Source organism: Modestobacter muralis, from assembly GCF_010682105.1.
In the GTDB taxonomy this organism is placed as follows: Bacteria; Actinomycetota; Actinomycetes; order Mycobacteriales; family Geodermatophilaceae; genus Modestobacter; species Modestobacter muralis.
In genome coordinates this window covers 60891-83262 of record NZ_JAAGWH010000052.1, presented here as the reverse complement: position 1 = coordinate 83262, position 22372 = coordinate 60891, and the positions used below count along the sequence as shown (strand labels likewise).

Annotated in this window: 23 protein-coding genes; 9 read left to right on the top strand and 14 right to left on the bottom strand. The window is 74.8% G+C overall.

Annotation, left to right across the window (positions count from 1 at the left end):
* Positions 1-33: 33 nt before the first annotated feature.
* The 11 genes from mdh to GCU67_RS17690 form a co-directional block, all read right to left on the bottom strand.
* Positions 34-987 (bottom strand): malate dehydrogenase, encoded by a 954-nt coding sequence (mdh, locus tag GCU67_RS17740; protein ID WP_163612679.1) that lies wholly within the window; start codon positions 985-987, stop codon positions 34-36.
* Positions 988-1034: 47 nt separating this feature from the next.
* A complete protein-coding gene (locus GCU67_RS17735; protein ID WP_163612678.1) occupies positions 1035-1364 on the bottom strand; it encodes a DUF3017 domain-containing protein in 330 nt (109 codons plus the stop codon).
* 13 nt (positions 1365-1377) lie between these two features.
* Complete coding sequence (locus GCU67_RS17730) at positions 1378-2247, bottom strand: bifunctional methylenetetrahydrofolate dehydrogenase/methenyltetrahydrofolate cyclohydrolase (RefSeq protein ID WP_163612677.1); 870 nt, start codon at positions 2245-2247, stop codon at positions 1378-1380.
* 61 nt (positions 2248-2308) lie between these two features.
* The gene (locus GCU67_RS17725; protein ID WP_163612676.1) at positions 2309-2929 is read right to left on the bottom strand and encodes a pentapeptide repeat-containing protein; all 621 of its coding nucleotides are present in this window, start codon (positions 2927-2929) and stop codon (positions 2309-2311) included.
* A 73-nt stretch (positions 2930-3002) separates the two neighbouring features.
* The gene (gene purH / locus GCU67_RS17720; RefSeq protein ID WP_163612675.1) at positions 3003-4553 is read right to left on the bottom strand and encodes a bifunctional phosphoribosylaminoimidazolecarboxamide formyltransferase/IMP cyclohydrolase; all 1551 of its coding nucleotides are present in this window, start codon (positions 4551-4553) and stop codon (positions 3003-3005) included.
* Positions 4550-5188 carry a phosphoribosylglycinamide formyltransferase gene (gene purN / locus GCU67_RS17715; protein ID WP_163612674.1) on the bottom strand — a complete coding sequence of 213 codons (639 nt, stop codon included), beginning with the start codon at positions 5186-5188 and terminating at the stop codon, positions 4550-4552. The genes purH and purN overlap by 4 nt, the downstream gene beginning before the upstream one ends.
* A 100-nt stretch (positions 5189-5288) precedes the next feature.
* Positions 5289-6482 (bottom strand): cell division protein PerM, encoded by a 1194-nt coding sequence (locus tag GCU67_RS17710; RefSeq protein ID WP_163612673.1) that lies wholly within the window; start codon positions 6480-6482, stop codon positions 5289-5291.
* A gap of 55 nt (positions 6483-6537) precedes the next feature.
* A complete protein-coding gene (locus GCU67_RS17705; protein WP_163612672.1) occupies positions 6538-7086 on the bottom strand; it encodes a hypothetical protein in 549 nt (182 codons plus the stop codon).
* A gap of 228 nt (positions 7087-7314) precedes the next feature.
* A complete protein-coding gene (sucD, locus tag GCU67_RS17700; RefSeq protein WP_163612671.1) occupies positions 7315-8193 on the bottom strand; it encodes a succinate--CoA ligase subunit alpha in 879 nt (292 codons plus the stop codon).
* A 38-nt stretch (positions 8194-8231) separates the two neighbouring features.
* Entirely contained in the window at positions 8232-9392 is a 1161-nt protein-coding gene (sucC, locus tag GCU67_RS17695) for an ADP-forming succinate--CoA ligase subunit beta (RefSeq protein WP_163612670.1), read from the bottom strand.
* Positions 9393-9489: 97 nt separating this feature from the next.
* Positions 9490-10464 (bottom strand): hypothetical protein, encoded by a 975-nt coding sequence (locus GCU67_RS17690; protein ID WP_338105117.1) that lies wholly within the window; start codon positions 10462-10464, stop codon positions 9490-9492.
* 411 nt (positions 10465-10875) lie between these two features.
* On the opposite strand from GCU67_RS17690, the gene GCU67_RS17685 reads away from it, so the two are divergent.
* The 3 genes from GCU67_RS17685 (at position 10876) to GCU67_RS17675 (ending at position 13315) form a co-directional block, all read left to right on the top strand.
* Complete coding sequence (locus GCU67_RS17685) at positions 10876-11673, top strand: esterase/lipase family protein (protein ID WP_338105116.1); 798 nt, start codon at positions 10876-10878, stop codon at positions 11671-11673.
* A 255-nt stretch (positions 11674-11928) separates the two neighbouring features.
* On the top strand, positions 11929-12921 hold the full coding sequence (locus GCU67_RS17680; protein WP_246215295.1) for a M23 family metallopeptidase: 993 nt from the start codon (positions 11929-11931) through the stop codon (positions 12919-12921).
* Positions 12922-12958: 37 nt separating this feature from the next.
* Positions 12959-13315 (top strand): VOC family protein, encoded by a 357-nt coding sequence (locus tag GCU67_RS17675; protein WP_163612668.1) that lies wholly within the window; start codon positions 12959-12961, stop codon positions 13313-13315.
* 79 nt (positions 13316-13394) lie between these two features.
* On the opposite strand, the gene pcrA is transcribed toward GCU67_RS17675, so the two are convergent.
* Positions 13395-15686, bottom strand: a complete 2292-nt coding sequence (pcrA, locus tag GCU67_RS17670; RefSeq protein WP_163612667.1) for a DNA helicase PcrA — start codon at positions 15684-15686, stop codon at positions 13395-13397.
* Between the two features lie 319 nt (positions 15687-16005).
* On the opposite strand from pcrA, the gene GCU67_RS17665 reads away from it, so the two are divergent.
* From GCU67_RS17665 to GCU67_RS17655, 3 genes are all read left to right on the top strand, one after another.
* Positions 16006-16266, top strand: coding sequence for a chorismate mutase (locus GCU67_RS17665; RefSeq protein WP_163612666.1), 261 nt, complete (start codon positions 16006-16008; stop codon positions 16264-16266).
* 52 nt (positions 16267-16318) lie between these two features.
* Entirely contained in the window at positions 16319-17053 is a 735-nt protein-coding gene (locus tag GCU67_RS17660) for a PIG-L deacetylase family protein (RefSeq protein WP_163612700.1), read from the top strand.
* Between the two features lie 117 nt (positions 17054-17170).
* Positions 17171-18553: an acetamidase/formamidase family protein gene (locus tag GCU67_RS17655; RefSeq protein ID WP_246215294.1), complete on the top strand. Its 1383-nt coding sequence runs from the start codon at positions 17171-17173 to the stop codon at positions 18551-18553.
* 39 nt (positions 18554-18592) lie between these two features.
* On the opposite strand, the gene GCU67_RS17650 is transcribed toward GCU67_RS17655, so the two are convergent.
* Entirely contained in the window at positions 18593-19252 is a 660-nt protein-coding gene (locus tag GCU67_RS17650; protein WP_163612665.1) for a response regulator, read from the bottom strand.
* Positions 19249-20472 carry an ATP-binding protein gene (locus GCU67_RS17645; protein WP_338105115.1) on the bottom strand — a complete coding sequence of 408 codons (1224 nt, stop codon included), beginning with the start codon at positions 20470-20472 and terminating at the stop codon, positions 19249-19251. Before GCU67_RS17645 ends, GCU67_RS17650 begins: the two co-directional genes overlap by 4 nt.
* A gap of 132 nt (positions 20473-20604) precedes the next feature.
* Between GCU67_RS17645 and GCU67_RS17640 the strand changes: the two genes are divergently transcribed.
* The 3 genes from GCU67_RS17640 (at position 20605) to GCU67_RS17630 (ending at position 22294) form a co-directional block, all read left to right on the top strand.
* Entirely contained in the window at positions 20605-20895 is a 291-nt protein-coding gene (locus GCU67_RS17640) for a PspC domain-containing protein (RefSeq protein ID WP_163612664.1), read from the top strand.
* A 195-nt stretch (positions 20896-21090) separates the two neighbouring features.
* Positions 21091-22035 (top strand): PspC domain-containing protein, encoded by a 945-nt coding sequence (locus GCU67_RS17635; RefSeq protein ID WP_163612663.1) that lies wholly within the window; start codon positions 21091-21093, stop codon positions 22033-22035.
* Positions 22028-22294, top strand: coding sequence for a hypothetical protein (locus tag GCU67_RS17630; protein WP_163612662.1), 267 nt, complete (start codon positions 22028-22030; stop codon positions 22292-22294). The genes GCU67_RS17635 and GCU67_RS17630 overlap by 8 nt, the downstream gene beginning before the upstream one ends.
* The last annotated feature ends 78 nt before the right edge of the window (positions 22295-22372 follow it).

Below are 22372 nucleotides of genomic sequence, written 5' to 3'. Positions count from 1 at the left end.
CCTGCGAGCGGTGGGGGGCAGCGGGGTCCTTCTTCAGAGGTCGGCTACGTCGGCCTGCTTGGAGCGCACGGCGTCCGCCGCCTCGCGCAGGCCTGCCAGCTCACTGTCGGACAGGTCGCCCTCGACGACCCTCCGGACACCCTCGCGGCCGATCTCGGCCTCGACTCCCAGGTAGACCCCGGAGATCCCGTACTCGCCGTCGACCCACGTGCACACCGGCATGACCGCACCGGAGTCCTCGATGACCGCGCGCGCCATGCGGGCAGCAGCGGCCGAGGGGGCGAAGTAGGCCGAACCGGTCTTCAGCAGCGCGACCACCTCGGCGCCGCCGTTGCGGGTGCGCTCCACCAGGTGCGCGATCCGGTCAGGGGGCAGCACGTCGGCCAGCGGGCGGCCGTCGACGGTGCAGCGCGAGGGGACGGGGACCATCGTGTCGCCGTGCGAGCCCAGCGTCAGGGTGCGCACCGAGGCGACCGGGACGCCGAGCTCCTCGGCCACGTTGTTCGTGAACCGGGCGGTGTCGAGCATCCCGGCCTGGCCCATCACCCGGGCGTGCGGGAAACCGGTGGCCAGCTGGGCCAGCGCGGTCATCTCGTCCAGCGGGTTGGAGACCACGATGACCACGGCGTCGGGCGAGGTACGGGCGATGGCCTCCGCGACCGAGCGCACGATCCCGGCGTTGGTCTCGAGGAGGTCCATCCGGCTCATGCCGGGCTTGCGCGGCAGGCCGGCGGTCACGACGACGACGTCGGAGTCCTCGGTGCCGGCGTAGGAGCCGCCGCCGACGCCCACGACCCGGGTGCCGAAGCCCTCGATCGCGCGCGACTGGTTGATGTCCAGCGCCAGCCCCTCGGGGCGGCCCTCGACGATGTCGGTGAGCACGACCGTGTCGAACACGTCGTACTCAGCCAGCCGCAGTGCGGTCGTCGAGCCGTAGAAACCGGCACCGACGACGGTCACCTTGCCGTTCCGGGCCCGATCCGCCATGCCCGTCAACCTAGCCCCGAGCACGGTCGGGGGGCCATGCGGCCCGGTCAGGTGCGCGGGATGGTCAGCACGCTGAGGACCAGGACGGCGCCCGCGCCCAGCATCAGGGCGATGTCGGCGGGCCGGCTGCGGACGGCGAGGAAGCCGATCCGGCGGACCGGCAGCAGCAGCCGGAACAGCCCGGCCAGCACCAGCGCCAGGCCCATCAGGACCAGCCCGGCGCGCCACCGCTCGGCGGCGACCAGCAGCAGCCCGGCGGCCACCACCACGATGCAGGCCAGCAACGGCCACTGCCGCAGGAACCCGGCCAGCAGCGGGCGCCGCAGGTACAGCGGCGGCCGGGCGCCGGGGCGGGTCGCGGGCCGGGGGCGGGTCATGCCGACAGGGCCGTCATGCCGAGAGCACCTGGGCCCCGGCCGCCTGCTCCGCGGCCAGGACGACGTTGGCCAGCAGCATCGCCCGGGTCATCGGGCCGACACCGCCGGGGTTGGGGGCCACGTGGCCGGCCACCTCGCGCACGTCGGCGGCGACGTCCCCGGCGATCTTGCCGTCGACCCGGCTGACGCCGACGTCCAGGACGGCGGCACCGGGCTTGACCATGTCGGCGGTGATCAGGTCGGGCACCCCGGCCGCGGCCACGATGACGTCGGCGGTGCGGGTGTGCGCCGCCAGGTCGCGGGTGCCGGTGTGGCAGAGGGTCACGGTGGCGTTCTCGGTGCGCCGGGTGAGCAGCAGGCCCAGCGGGCGGCCCACGGTGATGCCGCGGCCGACGACCACGACCTCGGCGCCGGCCAGCGGGACGTCGTAGCGGCGCAGCAGCTCGACGATGCCGACGGGGGTGCAGGGCAGCGCACCGGGGACCCCGAGCACCAGCCGGCCCAGGTTCACCGGGTGCAGCCCGTCGGCGTCCTTGGCCGGGTCGATCCGCTCCAGGACGGCGCTGTCGTCGATCCCCTCGGGCAGCGGGAGCTGGACGATGTAGCCGGTGCAGGCCGGGTCGGCGTTCAGCTCGTCGACGACGGCCAGGACCTCCTCGAGGCTGGCGGTGGCGGGCAGCTCGCGCTGGATGCTGGCGATGCCGACCTGCGCGCAGTCGGAGTGCTTGGCGTTGACGTACCAGCGGCTGCCCGGGTCGTCGCCGACCAGCAGGGTGCCCAGCCCGGGGCGCCGTCCCATCGCGGCCAGGGCGGCCACCCGCTCGGTGAGCTCGCCCCGGATCGCCGCCGCGGTCGCCTTGCCGTCGAGAGTCGTCGCTGCCACGTCGTCCAGTCTGCCCGACAGGTGCACCGGCCCGGGACCGGCGGCACCGGCGGCCGCGGGGTCAGTCGACGAGGGCGCCGTGGGCGGCGGTGAACTGCACCGCCTGGCTGAGGTCCACCCGCACCCCGGTCAGGTCCAGGGCCTGCCAGTTGAGCCCCTCGGTGAGGGCACCGCGCAGGTCCGCGCCGCGCAGCTGCGTCGTCTGCACGCGGGCGTGCCGCAGGTCGGCCTGGCGCAGGTCCGCCTCCCGCAGGTCGGCGTCGGTGAGGTCGGCCTCGGTGAGCCGCTGCCCGGAGAAGTCGGTGCCCGACAGGTCCGCGCCCCGCAGCGAGGCGTAGGACCAGTCGGACTCGACCGTCGTCATCGGCCGCATCGTGACGTTGGGGAACTGCGAGCCGGTGAGCTTGCACCCCGTCAGGGAGACGTCGAAGAGCTTCGCCCGGTCGAACCGGCACGAGAGGAACGCCGTCCCCTCGTGCCGGGAGCCCGACAGGTTGACCCCGGTGAGGACACAGCGCTCGAACACGCAGCGCCGGGTCACCAGCTCGGCGAGCTGGGCGTCGTCGAACCGGCAGTCGAGGAACGTGACCTGGTCCAGGACGGCGGAGTCCCAGTCGACCCGGGCGAGGTCCTCGTCCTCCCAGACCGACCCCGGCTCGGGCGGTTGGACACTGCGGTTCACGAGGCGCCCCTCCGGCCCCGCTGCAGGGCCCCGCCGCGAGCTCGCGAGTGGTGGGGGGCAGCGGGGTCCTTCATCAGTGGGCGAAGTGGCGGGTGCCGGTCAGGTACAGCGTCACGCCGGCGGCCTCGGCCGCGGCGACCACCTCGGCATCGCGCACCGACCCGCCCGGCTGGACGACGGCCTTCACGCCCGCGTCGAGCAGCACCTGCAGGCCGTCTGCGAAGGGGAAGAACGCGTCGGAGGCCGCGACCGAACCCGCGGCCCGCTCGCCGGCCCGGGTGACCGCGAGCCGGGCGGAGTCGACCCGGTTGACCTGCCCCATGCCGACGCCGACGGTGGCCTTGTCGGCGGCGAGCAGGATGGCGTTGCTCTTCACCGCGCGCACCGCCCGCCAGGCGAAGACCAGGTCGTCCAGCCCGGCGGCGTCCAGCGGAGTGCCGGTGGCCAGGGTCCAGCTGGTCGGGTCGTCGCCGGGGGCGTCGATCCGGTCGGCGGTCTGCAGCAGCAGGCCGCCGCTGACCGGACGCAGCTCGATCGACAGCCGGGGTGCGGTGGGCATCTGCAGCAGCCGGATGTTCTTCTTCTGGGCCAGTACGCCCAGCGCGTCCTCGGTGAACGACGGTGCGACGACGACCTCGGTGAACACCTCGGCGATCTGCTCGGCCAGGGTCAGGTCGACCTCGCGGTTGGCGGCGATGACCCCGCCGAAGGCCGAGACCGGGTCGCAGGCGTGCGCCTTGCGGTGCGCGGCGGCGATGTCGGCGCCGACGGCGATCCCGCAGGGGTTGGCGTGCTTGATGATCGCCACGCAGGGGTCGGCGTGGTCGTGCGCGGCCCGCCAGGCGGCGTCGGTGTCGACGTAGTTGTTGTACGACATCTGCTTGCCGTGCAGCTGTTCGGCGTCGGCGAGCCCGGGCTGGCCGCTGCGGTACAGCGCGGCGCCCTGGTGCGGGTTCTCCCCGTACCGCAGGACGTCGGCGCGCTCCCAGCTGCCCCCGACCCAGGCCGGGAAGCCGCTCTCGTCGTCGGGGGCGAGCACGTTGCCCATCCACGAGGCCACGGCGACGTCGTAGGCCGCGGTGTGCCGGAACGCCTCGGCGGCCAGGCCCTGCCGCTGCGCGAGGGTGAAGCCGCCGGCGGTGACGGCCTCGACGACCTCGTCGTAGCGGCCCGGGTCGACCACGACGGCGACCGACGGGTGGTTCTTGGCGGCCGCGCGCACCATCGCCGGGCCGCCGATGTCGATCTGCTCGATGCACTCGTCGGGGGTCGCACCCGAGGCCACCGTGTCGCTGAACGGGTAGAGGTTCACCACGACCAGGTCGAAGGCGGCGATGCCGAGCGCCTCGAGCTGCGCGACGTGCTCGGGCTTGCGGCGGTCGGCCAGGATGCCGGCGTGCACGGCCGGGTGCAGGGTCTTGACGCGCCCGTCGAGGGTCTCGGGGAAGCCGGTGACCTGCTCGACCGGGGTGACCGGCAGGCCGGCCTCGGCGATCCGGGCGGCGGTCGCGCCGGTGCTGACCAGCTCGACGCCGGCCGCGACGAGCCCGCGGGCGAGCTCCTCGACGCCGTTCTTGTCGTAGACCCCGAGCAGTGCACGGCGGACGGGGATGCGGTCGCTCATCGGGTGCTCTCCTGAGGTCGGTCGTGGGTCGTGTCGGCCGGCACCTGGGTCACCAGGTCGGCCAGGGTGTGCACCAGGAGCTCGCGCTCCACGGTCTTGATCCGTTCGTGCAGCCGCGCCTCGTCGTCCCCGGGGAGCACGGGGACGACGCGCTGGGCGACCACCGGCCCGGTGTCGAGACCGGCGTCGACGAGGTGGACGGTGGCACCGGTCGTGGCCACCCCGGCAGCCAGGGCGTCCCGGACGGCGTGCGCGCCGGGGAACGCCGGCAGCAGCGCCGGGTGGGTGTTGAGGACCCGGCCGCCGAAGGCGTCGAGGACGGCGGGGCCCAGCAGCTTCATGAAACCCGCGCTGACCACCCAGTCCGGACGCCGGGCGGACAGCTCCGCGGCCAGCGCCCGGTCCCAGGCCGCCCGATCGGGGTGGTCGCGCAGCGGGGTCACGAAGGTGTCGATCCCTCGGGCGCGGGCGGTGGCCAGCCCGGCAGCGTCCGGGCGGTCGGCACCGACGGCGACGACCTCGGCCGGGTAGCCGGCGTCGTCGGTGGCGACCAGCAGCGCGGCGCACAGGGTGCCGGCCCCGGAGAGGAGGACGACGACCCGGGACCGCGGTGCGGCGGGCGCGGCGGCGGGCACGAGCAGACCCTAGCCGGGCGGCAGGAGGACCTCCCTGCCCCCCGCCACTCGCACGCTCGCGGCGGGACCCTGCAGGAGGCCGGGGCGAGGAGGCCCTCGGTCAGCCCCGGGAGCGCCAGCGGCTGACCGGGGCCGCCAACGTGGCGGCGATGCCCGCCTGGGCCGCGATCGCCAGCCCGGTGGCCAGGGCGGGAGCCCCGACCTCGGCCAGGGCGCCGTCGCCGAGCTGTGCGCCGGCCACGAGCACGACCAGCCCGGAGGTGACGCCGACGCCCACGCCGGCCACCACGCCCCAGAGCGCGGCCGTGACGCTGCCGCCGTCGTCGTCGCCCAGCCGCCGGCCGAGGACCACCCCGGCGGCCAGCCCGGCGACGGCGGGCAGCGCCTGGGAGAGGAAGGCCAACAGCGGCACGGCCTGGGTGTCGGGCAGGGCGGCCATCAGCGGCAGCGCCGGCACCGCGGCCAGGCTCACCCCGCTCGCGGAGACGAGGGTGCCGGCGCCGACGAGGAAGCCCGGCCCGGCGGCCAGCCCCATCACCGCGGCGGTCGCATTCGGCAGCAGGAGCATGCTCAGCCCGACCTGGCCGGCGGCGCCGGCACTGGCCCCACCGAGGCCGGTGGCCAGCCGGCCCACCGCGGCGATGTCGTCGACCAGCGCGACGGCGAGGACGGCCGTGCAGCAGGCGGCGAGCACGAGGGTGCCGGCGGCGACGGCCTGCCAGAGCGCCCGGCCGGGGCCGGGGAAGCGGTCGGCGACCGTGGCGCTGAGGCCGGAGTCGCGCAGCACGCCGAGGCCGCCGGCGACGAGGGCGAGCACCAGACCGCCCAGGACCGGCCGGAGCAGACCGACCGACGCCGCGGGGCCGTCGGCGAGCAGCGCGAGACCGGCGGTGGCGGCGACGTGGACGGCGACGACCACGCCGAGCACCCGCGCCGCTCCGCCCACGGTCTGCACGGCGCGCACCGAGGCCACCGACCCGGCCGCGCGGCTCAGGCCCCAGGCGATGAGCAGGGTGAGCAGCAGCGGCGCCACCCGCAGCGGGCCGGAGGACAGCTCGAGCTGGGCGCCCTGGGCGAGCAGCCACAGCTGGGTGGCCAGCCGCGCCGAGGAGCCCACGGGCATGCCGCCGTCGGGGTCGAGGGTCTGGACGACGACGAGCGCCAGGCCCAGCCCGAGCAGGCCCAGCACCTGGACGGCGAGGGCGGCGGCAGCGGCCAGCCACGCGGTGGTGGAGCTGCGCGACTCCCCGTCTCCGGGCCCCAGCGAGGGCAGACGGGCGAGCAGGGACGTCACTCCCCCACTGTCCCAAGGCGCGCCGCCGGAGGCGCGGTGCACGCGCCGGGGCGAGTCACGTCACGTTCGGAGGGCGCTCGGCGGCGACCCACGCCCGCGCCTGCGGGACCAGCGCCCGGACGGCGACGGCGAACACGACGGCCGCGGTGAGCACGGCCAGCAGTCCGGGCACGCTGAGGCCGATGTCCAGGGTGGTGAGCCACTCCAGCAGCGTCAGCAGGAGGGCCAGGGCCGTGAGCCCGGCGGTGACCAGCTCCCGCGGGAACGGCGGGCGGACGTCGGCGACCGCCGGGAGCAGCCCCCAGCAGCTGGCCAGCACGAGCAGCACCAGCGCGGTGACGAGCAGGCCGGAGTCCAGGCCGTCGGCGGTGGCGGCCTCGACCCGGTGGCCGAAACCGAGGTCGCGGGCCTCGGTGCGGAACCACGGGGCGAGCAGGAGGAGCGCGAACAGCACGGTGCCCGCGGCGACCAGGACGTCGGCCAGGTGCAGCCGTCCCGAGCGCACCCACGGGGGGCGTGCGGGGACGTCCGGGCTCGACAGCTCAGGACTGGACCGTGTCGGCTCGGGATCGACCCCGGCCGGGTCAGGTGCCGTGGACGTCATCGGGGCTCCTCTCCGCCGGCGGTTCCTCCGCACAGTCTCCCGCGCCCGCCCGTCCCCCGGCACGCCGCTGCCCGGCACCCCCCGTGGAGGCTGCCGGGCAGCGGTGACGTCCCGTCAGGCCCTCGCACGGGTCGCGCCGCGAGCGTGCGAGCGGCGGGGGCGAGGCCAGGCCCCCGTGCAGGTCCCTGCCCTGAGCTGGCGAAGGGTGGGGGGCACGGGGGTCCTTCGTCAGGCGCCGACGATCTCCCGCATGAGGCGCGCGGCCTCCGAGGGGGTCTTGCCGACGCGCACGCCGGCGGCCTCGAGGGCCCCCTGCTTGGCGGCGGCGGTACCGGCGGAGCCGGAGACGATGGCACCGGCGTGGCCCATGGTCTTGCCCTCGGGGGCGGTGAAGCCGGCCACGTAGCCCACGACGGGCTTGGTGACGTTGGCCTTGATGAAGTCCGCGGCGCGCTCCTCGGCGTCGCCACCGATCTCGCCGATCATCACGATGGCCTCGGTCTCCGGGTCGTCCTGGAAGGCCTTGAGGCAGTCGATGTGCGTCGTCCCGATGACCGGGTCGCCGCCGATGCCGACGGCGGTGGAGAAGCCGATGTCACGCAGCTCGTACATCATCTGGTAGGTCAGCGTGCCGGACTTGCTGACCAGCCCGATCTTGCCGGCCTGGGTGATGTCGGCCGGGATGATGCCGGCGTTGGAGCGCCCGGGGCTGATCAGGCCGGGGCAGTTCGGGCCGATGATCCGGGTGGCGCCGCCCTGGGCGTGGGCCCAGAAGTAGGTCGAGTCGTGCACCGGGATGCCCTCGGTGATGACGACGGCCAGCCCGATGTGGGCGTCGACGGCCTCGATGACGGCGTCCTTGGCGAACTTCGGCGGCACGAAGACGACGGTGACGTCGGCCCCGGTCTCCTTCATCGCCTCGGCGACCGAGCCGTAGACCGGGACGGACGTGCCGTCGAAGTCCACGGTCTGGCCGGCCTTGCTCGGGTTGACGCCACCGACCACGGCGGTGCCGGAGGCGAGCATGCGCGCGGTGTGCTTGCGCCCCTCGGACCCGGTGATGCCCTGGACGATGACCTTGCTGTTCTCGGTGAGGAAGATCGACATCTCGTTGAGTCCTGTTCAGGCTGAGGTGGGGGCGGCGATCAGGCGGCGAGTTCGGCGGCGCGGCGGGCGGCGCCGTCCATGGTGTCGACCACGGTCACCAGGGGGTGGGCGGCCTCGGCGAGGATCCGCCGGCCCTCCTCAACGTTGTTGCCGTCCAGCCGGACGACCAGCGGCTTGGTGGCCTCGTCGCCGAGCTGGCCGAGCGCGGCCACGATGCCCTTGGCGACCTCGTCGCAGGCGGTGATGCCACCGAAGACGTTGACGAAGACGCTCTTCACGTCGGGGTCGGACAGGATGATGCCCAGGCCGTTGGCCATGACCTCGGCCGAGGCACCGCCACCGATGTCGAGGAAGTTGGCCGGCCGGACGCCGCCGAACTCCTCACCGGCGTAGGCGACGACGTCCAGGGTGCTCATGACCAGGCCCGCACCGTTGCCGATGATCCCGACCTGGCCCTGCAGCTTGACGTAGTTGAGGTCCTTGGCCTTCGCCGCGGCCTCGAGCGGGTCGGCGGCGGCGGCGTCCTCGAGGGCGGCGTGCTCGGGGTGCCGGAAGCCGGCGTTCTCGTCGAGGGTGACCTTGGCGTCGAGTGCGAGGACCCGGCCGGCGGGGTCCTTGGCCAGCGGGTTGATCTCGACCAGGGTGGCGTCCTCCTTGGTGAAGACGTCCCACAGCTGGACGGCGATGGCGATCACCTGGTCGCGGACCTCGGCGGGGAACCCGGCGGCGTCGACGATCTCGGCGGCCTTCGCAGCGTCGACGCCGACGGAGGCGTCGACGGGGATGCGGGCGAGGGCCTCGGGGCGCTCGACGGCGAGCTGCTCGATCTCCATGCCACCCTCCTTGCTGGCCATGGCCAGGAAGGTGCGGTTGGAGCGGTCGAGGAGGTAGGAGAAGTAGTACTCCTCGGCGATGTCGCTGGCCTGGGCGACCATGACCTGGCGGGTCACGTGGCCCTTGATGTCCAGGCCGAGGATGTCCTCGGCGCGGGCGCGGGCGGTCTCGGGGTCGTCGGCGAGCTTGACGCCGCCGGCCTTGCCGCGGCCGCCCACCTTCACCTGGGCCTTCACCACGACCGGCGCGGCGATCTCCCGCGCGATCGCCTCTGCCTGCTCGGGTGTCTCGGCTACGCCGCCGGGCAGCACGGGCACACCGTGCGCGGCCAACAGGTCACGGGCCTGGTACTCGAAGAGATCCACGAGCAGGGACCGTAGCCCGCCTGGCGCCGGTCCGCGTCACGCGCCTCCGGGACCGGCCCGTGTCAGCGCTCCCACGGCACGGGACGGGCGCGGCGGGTCAGTCCTCGGACGTGCTGCCGAACCGCTCGGCGTCGGTCACCGCGGCGGGCGCGGCCGCGTGCGCGCGCCAGGCGACCACGGTCAGCGCGACCAGCCCCAGTCCGAGCACCAGCAGCCCGGCGCCGGTCACCGTCCAGTCCAGGTCGGGGCCGTGCAGGGCGTCGCGCAGGCCGCTGAGCCCGGCCGCCAGCACGAAGACCGCGACCCCCAGCAGCCCGCCGACGGCGCCCAGCCGCGGCCGAAGCGACGGCGCGGTGACCGCGCACAGCAGCAGCGCCCCGGCCAGCAGCAGCCCGCCGAGCAGGGCCAGGCCGGGGCGTTCCAGCAGCGCCGGCGGACCCTGGGCGGTGACGACCGTCTCCAGGCCGGTGACCGGGTCGACCACCACCCGGTCCGGGACGTCGGCGGCCGGCGACGCCAGGCACAGCACCGCGCCGACGCCCAGCAGTACCGAGGCACCGGCGAGCACCGGCCGCAGCGGGTCCAGCGAGCCGCCGTCCTCCATGACCGTGCGTCCCCAGGCGACCAGCGCCATCAGCCCGGCGAGGACGGTCAGGACCAGGGCGACCACCCCGAGCACCCAGCCGGCGCCGAGGTCGACGGAGCTGGTCACGACCCTCTCCCCGGCCAGCACCTCGACGGCCGGGCGGGTCGTCGAGCCACGGCCCTGGTAGAGCTCGATGAGCAGCCGGCCCACCGCCAGCGCACCGCAGACCGAGGCGTAGGCCAGGCCCAGCCGCGGCACCCGGCCGAGCGCCAGCCCGGCGCCCACGGCGACGGCGGCCACCGGCGCCACCAGCGCCACGAGCGCGGAGACCGGCCCGGTGACCGGGTCGACGGCCTGCCCGCCCACGACGAGGTAGGTGGGGAAGACGGCGACGGCGCCGACCAGGCCGGCCAGCAGCAGGAGCGCCCCGGCGGCCCGGGCGAGCAGCGGGACGGTGCCGACGACCAGCCGGTCGGGACCCTGCACACCGGCGGCGCCCGAGGGGCGTCCGGGGCCGGACGCGGCCGGGCCACCCGGGCGCGGAGTGGTCCGGCGGGCGGCACCGGGGCGGCCGGACGCCGACGCACCCCCCTGGCCGGGGCGGGCGGGAACGCGGTCACGGGCGGGCACTGGTCGGCTCCTCGAGGTCGGCGGTCAGGACGCGGGCGCGTGTCGGACGACGGTGTGTGATGCCTGGCACATCAGGGCACTACGGTCCCCCGAGTCCGGCGCAGCACGTGCGCGGCACCGCCCAGCGCGGTGCCGGAGCGGACAGGGAGGGAGACCGGCGTGCACTCGACCGACCCCCCCTCCTCCCCAGCCTGGCACGCCCCGGGCGCCGGAGCCGGGAGCGACCCGGCAGCCCCGGGAGGTCCGCCCCGTGGCGGGCTGCGCTCGGTGGTCTCCCCGGTGGTCCTCGCCGGCACGCTGACCGAGCTCGCCTGGGTCGGGGCGCACGCGCTGCTCTACCCGCTGGGCGCCCGGGCCGAACGGCTGCGGCCCGATCCCGGCTACCGCCCTGCCGACCGGTCACCGGCGGTCCGCGCGCTCTTCGCCGACGACCCGCTGGCCGCCCGCGTCCCCGTCGTCCTGGTACACGGGCTGGTCGACAACCGGTCGGTGTTCTCGGTGACCCGGCGCGCGCTGCGCCGGCGGGGGTTCACCCAGGTCTGCTCCTGGAACTACAGCCCACTGCTGCGCGACGTCGAGACCGCCGCGGTGGCGCTGGGCCGGCACCTGGAGCAGGTGTGCCAGGACACCGGGCACGAGCGGGTCCACGTGGTCGGGCACAGCCTCGGTGGACTGGTGGCCCGCTACCTGGTACAGCGGCTGGGCGGGGACGCCCTGGTCGACTCCCTGGTCACCCTCGGGACGCCGCACGGTGGCAGCCGCTGGGCGCACGTGCTGCCGACCCCGCTGGTCCGGCAGCTGCGGCCGGGCTCGCCGCTGCTGCAGGAGCTGGCCACCCCGGCGCCGGGCTGCCGCACCCGGGTGACCGCGGTCTACAGCGACCTGGACCAGATGGTCGTGCCCTCGACGTCCGGGCGGTGCGAGCACCCCGACCTGAGCGTCCGCAACGTGCTGGTGCGCGGCGTGGGGCACATGTCCCTGCCGATCCACCGGTCGGTGCTCGACGAGATCGCCGCCACCCTGGCCGCGCCCCGGCCGGCGACGGAGCGACTGCCCACCGCCTGAGCACCCTGCGCCGGCTGGGGTCGGTGTGACTCCGGAGGGGGCTGGTGGGACGGATGGGGTCACTGTGCGTCGAGGGGAGCGACACGCGGCGTGAGGTGATGGTCCCTCTCCGTAGCTCTCCGTAGCGTCCGGGGACGACAGCAGCAGGATCTGCCACCCGGTGGTCCCACTGCTCCGCGCACCTGCCGATCACTTGACCGTCTGGTGCACGTCAGGCCCACGGCTCCCCCCGTGGCGTCCCCGGGAAGGTGCCTGTTGTCCCGTCTCCGTGAGCTCGTCGGCCGCACGCGGCCCGAGGACGGCCTCGATGCCGTCCTGTCCGTCGAACCGGCCGGCCCCGGCTGGGCCGAGGCCCTGGTCGCCGACGTCGACTGGGACGGCGAGTGGGCCGCGACCCAGGGCGCCACCGGCACCGACACCCCACCGGCCCCCGCCGCAGCGGCCCCCGGGACCACCGAGTCCCCCGCTCCCCTCCCCCCGACGCCGGCCCCGGCCATCGCCCCGGCCGGTGCCATCGCCCCGGCCCCGGCCCCGGTCGCCGGCCCGGCCACGGCACCCACCGCCCTCGCTGCTGTCGCCGCCACCGCTCCAGCCCACCGGGGTGTGCGCCCTCCGGCCCGTCGCGCGCCGCTGCTGCTGGCCGCCGCCGTCGTGGGCGCCATCGCCGCCGCGCTGCTCGGCAGCGGCACGGCGGCACCGGTGTCGGTCGTCTCCGGCCAGGACTACGGGCTGGGACTGGGCGACGCCAGCTTCGCCGGTGGCGTGGACGTCGAGGGCGCCCGCGGTGAGATCAGCCAGGCGGAGGCCCAGGCCCGGCTCAGCGAGATCGCCGCCTCCCGGGCCGCCCGCGAGCCCGACTTCGTCGTTCCCACCGACGGCTGGCTCAGCACCTGCTTCTGCCAGCGCTGGGGCACCATGCACTGGGGCATCGACCTCGCCGCCCCGCTGGGCACGCCGATCTTCGCGGCCGCCGACGGTGTCGTGCTGCGGGCCGGCGCGGCCTCGGGCTACGGGTACGCCGTCTACGTCCAGGACGCCGACGGCAACGTCCACATCTACGGGCACATGCGCTACTACAGCGTGAAGGCCGGGGACGTCGTCTCCGCAGGCCAGCAGATCGCCAAGGTCGGCAACGAGGGCCAGTCGACCGGGCCGCACGTGCACTACGAGATCCACAGCGGCGGCATGAAGGGCAAGCCGATCGACCCGGAGGAGTGGCTGGGCGAGCGGGGCCTCACCGTCAGCTGAGGCGGCGCCGGCGCCGGCGCCCCTGCGCTGCGGGCGCATGACCGCCCCGACGCCGTACCTGCACCTGCCCGGCACCGCGCGCGCAGCGCTGCCCTCCTACGCGGAGGTCGTCGGCTGCGGGTTCGCGGTGCACTCCTTCGCCGACCTCGGGCGCGAGGACGGCCCGGCCGACGCGGTGGGCCACGGGTACCTGGTCGACGGCCCGGTCGCGCTGTTCGCCGCCGACGTGGCCGGGGACGAGCCGGTCTTCACGTCCGCGGGCCTGGTGTGGGCACTGCTGGGCGCCGCCGATCCGGCCACCCTGCGCGCCTGGTTCACCGACCTCGCGGCCGGCGGCCGGGTGGTCGACCGCTTCGGCGTCCACTGGCTCATCGGCTTCGAGGGCGACGGATGAGAGGACCCCGCTGCCCCCGGCCCCGGCGCAGGGGCCCGCGCCGCGCGCAGCGTGGCGTGGGGGGCGCCGAGGTCCTTCTTCAGAGCTTGACGAGGGGGGCGTAGCGCAGCACGAGCCGCTTTGTGCCGCCGGAGCCGAAGTCGACCGTGGCCTGCGCCTTGTCACCGGCGCCGTTGATCTCCACGACGGTGCCCAGCCCGAACGCGTCGTGGCTGACCCGGTCGCCGATCTCGACGTTGATCACCGGGCGGTTGCCCGCCCCGCCGCGCAGCCCGCCGGTGGACAGGCCCGTGGCCGCCACCCGCGACTGCGCCGAGCTCATCGGCGAGCTGCTCACCGGCTGCGAGCCGGTCCACTGGACGGCGTCGGTCGGCAGCTCGTCGAGGAACCGGGACGGCGGGTTGTAGGCCGGCTGCCCCCAGCTGGTGCGGATGGTGGCCCGGGACAGGAACAGCCGCTGGCGGGCCCGGGTGATGCCGACGTAGGCCAGCCGCCGCTCCTCCTCCAGCTCCCGCGGGTCGCCGAGGGCACGCAGGTGCGGGAAGACGCCGTCCTCCAGCGCGGTGAGGAAGACGACCGGGAACTCCAGGCCCTTGGCGGTGTGCAGCGTCATCAGGGTGACGACACCGGCCTCGTCGCCGGTGACCGGGATCTGGTCGGCGTCGGCGACCAGGGAGACCTGCTCGAGGAAGTCGGTGACCGTGCCGTTGGGGTTGGCCGCCTCGAACTCCGCGGCCACCGAGACCAGCTCGTTGAGGTTGTCGACCCGGCCCTCGTCCTGCGGGTCGGTGCTGACCGCCAGCTCGGTGAGGTAGCCGGTGCGCTCGAGGATGCTCTCCAGCAGGGCGGCCGGGCCGGAGCCGGTGGCGACGAGGTGCTCGAACTCCTCCAGCAGGGACACGAACTCCGCGATGGCCTTCGCCGAGCGGGTGGCCAGCTCGCCGATCTCCGACGTCCGGCGCAGGGCCGAGGCGAACGGGATGCGCTCCCGGTCGGCGAACCGCTCGACGGCGGACTCGGCCCGCTCGCCGATGCCGCGCTTGGGCGTGTTGAGCACCCGGCGCAGGCTGACGACGTCGTCGGGGTTCGCGACCACCTTGAGGTAGGCCACGGCGTCCCGGACCTCGCGGCGCTCGTAGAAGCGCACCCCGCCGACGACCTTGTAGGGCATGCCGACCCGGATGAACACCTCCTCGAAGACGCGGGAGGCGTTGTTGGTGCGGTAGAAGACCGCGATGTCCTTGGGCTGGGCCAGCCCCTCGTCGGTGAGCGCGTCGATCTGCTCGGCGACCCAGGCGGCCTCGTCGTGCTCGTTCTCGGCGACGTAGCCCTGGATCATCTCGCCGTCGCCGGCCTCCGACCACAGGTTCTTCGGCCGGCGGGCGGTGTTGCGGGCGATGACCTGGTTGGCCGCACGCAGGATCCGCTGGGTGGAGCGGTAGTTCTGCTCCAGCACGATCGTGGTGGCCTCGGGGTAGTCGCGCTCGAACTCGTCGATGTTGCGGATCGTGGCGCCGCGGAAGGCGTAGATCGACTGGTCGGCGTCACCGACCACGCACAGCTCGGCCGGCGGGACCGGGCCGCCGGCGGTGCCGACCAGCTCGCGGACCAGCACGTACTGCGCGTGGTTGGTGTCCTGGTACTCGTCGACCAGCACGTGCCGGAACCGGCGCCGGTAGTGCTCGGCGACGTCGGGGAAGGCCTGGAGCAGGTGGACCGTGGTCATGATCAGGTCGTCGAAGTCCATCGCGTGGGCCTCGCGCAGGCGGCGCTGGTAGAGCGTGTACGCCTCCTTGAGCACCTTCTCCGGCGCCGTCTCCGGGGCGTAGGACTCCTCGTCGATGAGCTCGTTCTTCAGGTTCGACACCTGGTTGGCCAGGCTGCGGCCGGGATACCGCTTGCTGTCCAGGTCCAGGTCGCGGGCCACCATCGTCATCAGCCGGACCGAGTCGCCCTGGTCGTAGATGGTGAACGAGGTCTTCATGCCGAGCTTGGCGGCCTCGGCGCGCAGGATCCGCACGCACATCGAGTGGAACGTCGAGACCCACATCGCCCGGGCACGCGGGCCGACGAGAGAGGCGACACGCTCCTTCATCTCGCCGGCGGCCTTGTTGGTGAAGGTGATCGCCATGATCTCGCCGGGCTGCACGCCGCGGGCGCCCAGCAGGTAGGCGATCCGGTGGGTGAGCACCCGGGTCTTGCCCGACCCCGCACCCGCGACGATGAGCAGCGGGCTGCCCTCGTGCACGGTCGCCTGGCGCTGCGGGCCGTTGAGGCCGGCGAGCATCCGGTCCAGCTCGCGACCGATCTGGCCGGACGCCTGACGGTGGACGGTCTCGGTGCCGGGGAGAGAGATCTGCGAGCTGCTCATCTCGGGGCCCCCGCGACAACGCGGAGCGCCAGCGGAGCGTCTTCGTGGGGTGAGTTCATGACCCCGCCACTGTAAGCCGAGGGGCCGACGTTCCCCGCCCCTGTGGAACGGGTGCGACGGGCGTGACCGGTGGCGCGCCGGACGCCGTCCGTGCCAGACTGCCGACGTGCTCAGCCAGCGACGCTTTTCCTACGGCCACCGGTCCCCGGTGTCCGTGACCGCTGGCTGACCAGCCACCGCACACGACGCCCCGGGCCGACGGCCCCGGGGCGTTCCTCGTCTCCGGGTTCCGACGGCCACCACCGCCCCGGAGGACCTGATGACCACCAGCACCGACCCGGCCGCCCAGATCGACGCGCTGCGCGGCGAGATCGACTCCTGCGACGCCCAGATCATCGAGCTCGTGCAGCGCCGGCTGGCCGTCTCCCAGCAGATCGGCGCCCTGCGCTCGGCCAGTGGTGGCACCCGGTTGTCGCTGTCGCGCGAGCAGCGGGTGCTGGACCGCTTCCGCACCGCGCTGGGCCCGGACGGCGTCGCGCTGGGGATGATGCTGCTGCGCCTGGGCCGCGGCCGCCTGTGACGGCGGACCCCGTCCCGGGGTGCCCGGACGGCTGCTTAGGCTCGCGGGCGTGATGCCGCTGCCGACCGCCCCTGCCGAGCACGTCGAGCGGGCCCTGTGCGTGCTCGCCCACCCCGACGACGTCGACTTCGGCAGCGCCGGCACCGTGGCCCAGTGGACCGCAGCCGGCACCCAGGTCAGCTACTGCCTGGTCACCGACGGGGACGCCGGCGGGTTCGACGAGACCCCGCGCGACCAGATGCCGGTGCTGCGCCGGGCCGAGCAGACCGCCGCGGCCGCCGCGGTGGGCGTGACCGACCTCCACTGGCTCGGCTACCCCGACGGCCGGCTGGAGCCCACGCTCGGACTGCGCCGCGACATCAGCCGGGTCATCCGGCAGGTGCGCCCGCAGCGGGTGCTGACCAGCTCGCCGGAGCGGTTCTACGAGCGGATCGGCGCCAGCCACCCCGACCACATGACCGCCGGGGAGTCGACGCTGCGCGCCGTCTACCCCGACGCCCGCAACCCCTTCGCCCACCCCGAGCTGCTGGCCGACGAGGGCCTGGAGGCGTGGACGGTCTCCGAGGTGTGGCTCGGCGGCGGCCCGCACCCGAACCACGTCGTCGACGTCACCGACGTGGTCGAGCGCAAGTGGGCCGCGCTGATGTCCCACGTCACCCAGGTCAGCCACCTGCCCGAGGGCCAACTGCAGGAGTTCGTCGGCGGCTGGATGCGGCAGACCGCGAAGGACCACGGCCTGCCCGAGGGCCGGTTCGCCGAGGCCTTCCAGGTCGTCCACACCGGCTGACGGACCGCGCGGCGTCCGTGCGTGGCGTGTGACGGAACGTCTCGCCACCGACTCCCAGCGGCAACACAGCGTCCGTAGACATCTCCCGACCGCCAGGACCAGGCACCGGGAGAGACGTTGACCGACCGCTCGCACGACCTGCCCACCGACCAGCCCGACCCGGCCACCGCAGCCAGCGTGCTCGAGCGGGGGCTGGGTCGGCGCTCCTTCGTCCGGGCCGCCCTGGCCACCGGCGCCGTCATGGCGGCCGGTGTCGCCAGCGCGTCACCGGCCGCAGCCACCCCCAAGCCCCGCACCCGGCTGCCCGGGCAGGTCCTCCAGCCGGACACCGGCCCGATCGACGGCGACGTCTACCTGCCCTCCCGACCCGAGGAGGTGCTGTGGGGCTACCTGCCGCGCACCACGGACCTACCGGTCGTCCGGATGCGCTCCGGACAGACGATCACCATCGACACGGTGAGCCACGAGGGCCTGCTGGAGGACCAGGGCCGGGACCCGGCCGCCTGGTTCGCCGGCAAGGGCGTGCCGCGCGACCAGGTGCTCGACGATGCCGTTGCCATCGCCGCGGGGTACGCCCGGCACAAGCGGGACTTCGACGCCGACGGGCCGCACGTCATCACCGGACCGGTGTACGTCGAGGGCGCCCGCCCCGGGGACGTGCTGAAGATCGAGCCCCTCTCGGCGATGCCCCGGGTCCCCTACGGCGTCATCTCCAGCCGGCACGGCAAGGGGGCGCTGGCCGTCCAGTTCTCCCCCGACCAGGGCATCAGCGCGGCCGAGACGATGCCGCGGACGAAGGACGGCCGGAGCACGAAGGACCCGCTCCGCTACGGCAACGTCTCCGTCTTCACCCCGGTCCGGCGTGCCCGTGGCGGCGTCCCGACCGCCCACCTGCCGGTGGGCACCAGCGGCGAGGTCGCCTGGCCGCTGGACCCCTTCGCCGGGCTCATGGCGGTCGCCACCGTCGGCGACGCCGCGAAGCTCAACGACCCGCTGGTGAACTCGATCCCGCCGACGCTCGGTGGCGGCAACATCGACGTGAAGCACCTCAACGTCGGCTCGGCCTTCTACGTGCCGGTGGTCGCCGAGGGGGCGCTGTTCTCCACCGGCGACCCGCACATGTCGATGGGCAACGGCGAGGTGGCCCTCACCGCGATGGAGGGGTCGCTGCGGATCACCTACCGGCTCACCGTCTGCAAGCCCGGCTCGGGCGACGCACCGTCGGTGGCCTACCGGTACCCGTTCGGCGAGACGCCGGACGCGTGGGTGCCGATCGGGCTGTCGGACCCCGACGGGTCCCGCAACGGCCAGGGCAGCGACCTGGACACCGCCAGCCGGCGGGCCGTGGTCAACGCGCTGGACTTCCTGGAGACCGACCTCGGCATGGACCGGCAGGTGGCCTACGCCTACCTCTCGGCCGCAGCGGACTTCGAGGTCTCCCAGGTGGTCGACCGCACGGTGGGCGTGCACGGCGTCATCCCCAAGAGCCACTTCAGCTGATCCCGGCCCCCTCACCGGTCGAGCCCCGGGGAGGGGGTCTCACAGCAGTCGGTTCGTGGCCGCCCAGCGGGTGAGCTCGTTGCGGTTGGACAGCTGCAGCTTGCGCAGCACGTTGGAGGCGTGAGACTCCACGGTCTTGACCGAGATGAACAGCCGGCCGCCGATCTCGCGGTAGGTGTAGCCGCGGGCCAGCAGCTGCATGACCTCCCGCTCGCGGGCCGACAGCAGGTCCAGCCCCGGGTCGACCGCGGGGTCCTCCGCCGGTGCCGCGGGGGCCGAGGAGGCGGCGAACGCGTCGAGCACGAAGCCGGCCAGTCGCGGGCTGAACACGACGTCGCCCTCGGCCACCCGGCGCACGGCGTCGCGCAGGTCGGGCCCGGAGATCGTCTTGGTGACGTAGCCGCGGGCGCCGGCCCGGATGACGGCGATGACGTCCTCGGCGGCGTCGGAGACCGACAGCGCCAGCCACCGGGTCGCCGGGAGCTCGGCGCGCAGCGTCTCCAGCACGGCACGCCCGCCGCCGTCGGGCAGGTGCACGTCGAGCAGGACGACGTCCGGTGCGGTGGCCCGGATGCCCGCCACCGCCCCGGCGACGTCGGCGGCCTCGCCCACCACCTGGACGTCGTCCCCGAGCTCGGAGCGGACCCCGGCGCGGACCATCGCGTGGTCGTCGACGAGGAAGACCCGGGGCCCGGTCACGCCGCGACCTCCTCGGTGCGTGGGAGGCAGAGCTCCACCTCGGTCCCCTCTCCTGGTGCCGAACGCACCGTCGCCGTGCCGCCCAGCCGGGTGAGCCGGCCGATCACGGAGTCCCGCAGGCCGCGCCGGTCGCCGGGTACCGCGTCGGGGTCGAACCCGGTGCCGCGGTCCCGGACGTAGACGGTGACCGTGGTCGGGCTGATCTCGCTGTAGAGGGAGACGGTGGGGGCGCCCGAGTGCTTGGCGGCGTTGACCACCGCCTCCCTGGCGGCCTGGCCCAGGGTCGCCACCGCCTCGTCGACCTGGACGTCGCCGACGACGACCGGGTCGACGGTGACGGCGTGGTCGGCCTCCACCTCGGCGACCAGCCGGGCGACCAGCCCCGCCCAGGTGCCGCCGGTGACGACGGTGGGCTCGTACAGCCAGGCGCGCAGCTCGCGCTCCTGGCTGCGGGCCAGCCGGCCGACGACGGTGGGGTCGGCGGCGTGCCGCTGGATCAGCGCCAGGGTCTGCAGCACCGAGTCGTGCAGGTGGGCGGCGAGCGCGGTGCGCTCCTCCGACCGGATGCGCGCGGCGCGCTCGGCGGCCCGGGAGTCCAGCAGCCGGCGCCACAGCGGTGCCGTGGCCAGCGTGATGCCGACCAGGATGACGACGGTGGCGGTGAAGCCGTTGCGGGCGTTGGCGAGCTGACCGGTGGTGGCCAGCAGCAGGACCACGCCGGCGACACCCAGCACGGCACCGCCGAGCAGCCCCCAGCGTGCGCTGCCGCGGTCGAGGTCGTCGGCGGCCTCCAGCTGACGCCAGATGACCGCCAGGCCCGCACCGGCCAGCACCAGCGGCAGGACGACGGCCAGGCCGCCCGCGTTCGCCAGCCGGGTCACCGCCCCGGTCGCGACCACGGCCAGCAGCCCGAGGCCGAGCAGCTGCCGGCGACTGGGCCGGGCGGTCGCCACGGCCGGGTCGGTCGGGTCGCCGTCCGCGGAGGCCACCGGCATGGTCAGCCAGAGCAGGGCGTAGGCGACCACCCCGACACCGGTCAGCGCCAGTGCCAGGTAGACGACCCGGACGACGACGGCGTCCACCCGCAGGTGTGCCGCGGTCCCGGTGGCGACACCGGCGAGCAGCCGGCCGTCGCGGGGACGGACCAGCGGTGGTCGCTGCGTCATCCGCCGGACGGCGGGCACCGGCGGGGTGCCGGGCGCCGGCGCGGTGGTGGTCACCCGGTGATCGTGTCACCGCGCCGGGCCGGTGCGCATCGGTGATCACCCGGAGTGCGCAGGTCGGCCAGGTCCAGGGTCGTCTCCGGGGACTCACCGATGTGCCGGGGCGACTGGACGCGGCAGCGTGGTGGCATGACCTCGACGGAGCACCTGACGACCTCCATCCCGACCACCTCGACCTCGACCGCCTCCGCCCCGACCGGTCCCTCGTGGACCGCACCCACCCGTCCGCGGCTGGCCCGCAGCCGCACCGAGAAGATGGTGTCCGGCGTCTCCGGCGGGCTGGCCGTGCACACCGGCATCGACCCGCTGCTGTGGCGGTTGCTCTTCATCACCCTCACCGTGCTGGGCGCCGGCGCCGGTGCGCTGCTGTACGGCCTGCTCTGGCTGCTGATGCCCCTCGAGGACGCCCCGGCCCGCTGAGCCCCGGCGGGCCCGGCCCGCCGACCACCGACCCGGAACGGGGACGGACGCCACCACGGCGTCCGTCCCCGTTCGGCGTCCGGCCTCGCTTCCGGCGTCCGGGACCGCGTCCCGTCCGGACCGGTCCTGAGGATCAGGGTCGGCTCAGGTGGTTCCCGGATACCGCCGGACCGCGCCGGTCGGCAGGCTCAGCTCATGACCTCACCGCTCCCACCCCTCTCCCCTCCCCCGGCCGCCGGACCGCCGGCCGCCCAGCCTCCGCAGAGCTCGTGGCCCCCGCCCCCGCCGCCGGGACCGGCACCCCGCGGCCAGCTGCGGCGCAGCCGGGACGACCGGGTGATCGGTGGTGTGGCCGGCGGGCTGGCCGAGTACACCGGCATCGACGCCCTGCTGTGGCGGGTGGGTGCGATCGCGCTGACCGTGGTCGGTGGCAGCGGCGTCATCGTGTACGCGCTGCTCTGGCTGCTCATGCCGAGCGCGCCGTCGGGTCCGCCCGGCACGGCACCGGTCCGGGCGCCGCGCGGGCCGCGCTCCGCGGTCCCGGGGGTGACCCTCGCCGTCGCGCTGATCGTGCTGGGCATCGCGGCCCTGGTCGACCAGCTCACCAGCGCCGACCTGGGTCCCCGCACGTACCTCGGCGGGGCACTGCTGGTGGTGGGCGCGGGCCTGGTGGTCGGTGCGCTCACCGGCGTCGGTCGCGGCGCGAAGACCGGGCTCGTCGTGCTGGGGGTGCTGCTGACGGCGGCCCTCGCACTGGCCTCCACCGTGAACCTGTCCTCCGGTGACGTCGGCGACCGCACCTACCGTCCGCTCACCGCCGCCGCCGTGCAGCCGCGCTACGAGACCGGGCTCGGTGACCTCACCGTGGACCTGCGGGCCGTCGACCTGTCCGACCGGACCGCTCCCCTGTCGATCGCGATCGAGACCGGGGCCGGGGACATCGACGTGCTCGTGCCCCTGTCCGCCGACGTCCAGGTGACCGTGGACACCGGGCTGGGCGAGGCCGAGCTGTTCGGGCAGGAGGAGTCCGAGGGCGGCTTCTACCCCGGCTCCGGCACGACCTCCCGGTCCGGCGGCAACGCCGACCTGCTCCTCACGATCGAGTCCGGTCTGGGCGACGTGGAGGTGTCCCGTGGCTGAGCACACCGACCGTCAGGACACCGACGTGTTCCCCGGCGACCTGCCGATCACCAAGGACCCGACCCCACCGACCGGACGGCGCCTGGACGTCGGCGCCCTCGTCGCCGGCACCGTCTTCATCGTCCTGGCCATCGTCCTGATGTCCGGCGTGGACGTCTCCCTGGACTGGTTCGACCACGGCCTCGTCTGGATCGCCCTGGTCGCCGCCGGCATCGCCCTCCTGGTCAACGAACTCCGCAAGGCCCGCACCAGGCGGTGAACGCCCGAGCAGCCGGGTGGAGCGGGAGACGGGAGGTCCTCCCACGACACCACCCGGCACTCGTGCCCGGACCGAGCG